Annotated in this window: 1 protein-coding gene; it reads left to right on the forward strand. The window is 60.6% G+C overall.

All coding sequences use genetic code 11. The features are described from left to right. Window positions 1-61 precede the first annotated feature (61 nt). Window positions 62-2,757, forward strand: a 2,696-nt coding sequence (locus tag ABZV58_RS34540; protein WP_355004397.1) for an SDR family NAD(P)-dependent oxidoreductase, incomplete at its 3' end; no start/stop codon positions are given.

The raw sequence follows: 2,757 nt of genomic DNA on the forward strand, positions 1-2,757 counted from the left end.
CACCCCCACCCCCTCCACCCACACCACCGTCGGAGCAGGCCTCCGCCCCACCAACCACCCAATACTCACCGCAACCACAGACCTACCCGACGGAAAGGGCCACCTCTTTAGTGGTCGTGTTTCCCGCCATACACCGACCTGGGCTCCCCAGCACATTGTCCACGGCTCGGTAATCCTGCCGGGGACCTCATTCATCGACATGATTCTCGATGCCGTTCGGTCACTCGGATGCGACCGAATCGACGAACTCACCCACCACGTGTTCCTCGCGGTGCCACAGGGCGAACGACTTCAAATACACCTCACGATCGGTGAACCCGACTCCACCGGCTGCCGTACCTTCGCGCTGCACACCCGACCCGAGGACACACCATCGGATGCCGAGTGGACACTGCACGCAACTGGCACTGCGAGCGTGTTCGAATCAGCCCCAACCACATCGTTCGATGCGACTCTCTGGCCGCCAAGTGGCACCCCGTTGGATATCACCGAGTTCTATGAACGCATCGTCGACGCAGGCTTCGATTACGGTCCGCTTTTCCGCGGTCTGCGCGCAGCGTGGCAGGACGGCACTACCACGTATGCCGAAATTGCCCTCCCTGACGGCACCGATCCTACTGGGTACGGGATCCATCCCGGCCTGCTGGATTCCGCCTTGCAGCCTGCCGCGCTTGTAATGGGGAATTCGCCGAAGAACGACTCCATACGAGTCCCATTCTCATGGCGAGACGTAACGGTTCACGCTATTGGCACCACCCATGCGCGGATTCGACTGTCGCGTCCCACCGCCGAGACGGTGTCCCTCGATGTCGCCGATCGTCAAGGTGCGCCGGTCGTAACCATTGGCTCCCTGGCGATGCGTCCAGTAAGTGCGGAACAGCTTCAGGCGGCCATACCTGCTACGGCTGACGGTTTGTACCACATCGAATGGACTCAGGCTCCTTCCGTCGCCGGGAACGCTGGTGGTCTCCGTCCTGCTGTATTGGGCGACTCAAAGCTCGCGGTTGAACTGAGTGTGAACGGTAGCGATGTAGCCTCTTTTCCCAACCTTGCGGCGTTGCGGGCGGCTGTCGCAACCGGCAACCCCACCCCGGATATTTTGATCGTTCCGGTTGACGCCTACACGGATGCCATGCGTAACGCTGACGATCAGCTTCCGCATCTGACACATGACTTGTGCAAAGAAGTTCTTGGCCTTGTGCAGGAACTAGTGGCCACTGACGGGCTGGCCGTGCGAGTCGCATTTCTTACTTCAGGCGCCATTGCGACAACCGACGACGAGGACATCTCCAGCCTAGGCAGCACCGCCATTTGGGGTTTGATCCGTACGGCGCAAACCGAGGAGCCGGGTCGCTTCACGTTGATCGATTCGGATCACGCACCCTCGTCAGGCCAAGCGCTGCTCAGCGCGTTGTCCCTCTCCGAACCTCAGCTTGCCTTGCGCAATGGCGCCATTGTCGTACCACGACTGGTCCGGACACGAACCACCGCAGAGCCGACCGCGTTGGATCTTCCCGCCGACGGTACTGTCCTCATAACCGGTGCAACTGGGGGACTGGGGGCGCACGTCGCTCGGCATCTCGCCTGCCACTACGGCGTGCGGCACCTATTGTTGACTAGTCGTCGCGGTATCGATTCACCTCAGGCGGCAGAGCTGACGGAGGAATTGCAGGAGCGCGGCGTCCAGGTCCACACTGCCATATGCGACCTCTCTGACCGCGCGTCCGTCGCCGAAGTCATAGCATCCGTGTCTCCTGACCATCCGCTTACCGCGGTTATCCACTGCGCCGGAGTCATCGATGACGGAACCATTGCAGGCCTCACTCCACAACGGGTTAGTAGCGTGCTACTCCCGAAGGTCGATGCCGCATGGCATCTTCACGATCTGACCCGTCACCTGGACCTTAAAGCGTTTGTCTTGTTCTCATCAGTTGTCGGCGTCCTCGGCTCCCCGGGCCAGGGAAACTACGCCGCCGCTAACAGCTACTTGGATGGACTCGCACAGCACCGTACTCGAAGAGGGTTGGCGGCAACATCGGTGTCATGGGGTCTCTGGAACACGTCAGGCGGGATGAGTTCGACGCTGACTGACGCAGACAAGGAGCGCTTCGCCCGCAGTGGCATCGTACCGATGTCCCCCGATTTTGCGCTCACGCTGTTCGACCGAGTAATCGCGGCCAATAGAGCACACGTGCTCGCCACGCGACTGAACTCGGTCACACTTGATGCCCGCGCCGAAGAGGATAGTCTCCCGCCCCTGTTCAACAGGCTGACTCGATCTCGTCGCCGTGCATATAACGCCGAAACACGAGAAGAAGAGCTCGAGATCCGTCGCCAGCTGTCGAGTCGGAGCGAGCAGGAGCAAAAGCGAACTGTTCTCGAGTATCTTCTCCCTCATATTGCAGGCGTCTTGGGGCACGACACGGCAAGCGCTATTGACCCAGCCAGCTCATTCAAGGATCTCGGTTTCGAATCGCTGAGTGCCGTTGAGCTGCGCAATACAATCAACAAGGCCACTGGACTGCAACTACCAGCCACGTTGCTATTCGACTATCCGACCCCGCTGGCGCTGGCTGATCAAGTGTGGGCCCAGATCGCTGGCGATCAAAGGACGACTGCACCACTGCAACCTGCCCGGAAGACCGGCGCGACACGTGTAGCTGAGCCGATTGCGGTTGTGGGGATGGGGTGTCGGCTTCCCGGCGGTGTGACCAGTCCGGCGCAGCTGTGGGATCTGGTCGCTGGTGAGGTCGATGC

It is taken from the genome of Nocardia sp. NPDC004654 (genome assembly GCF_040609595.1).
GTDB lineage: Bacteria > Actinomycetota > Actinomycetes > Mycobacteriales > Mycobacteriaceae > Nocardia.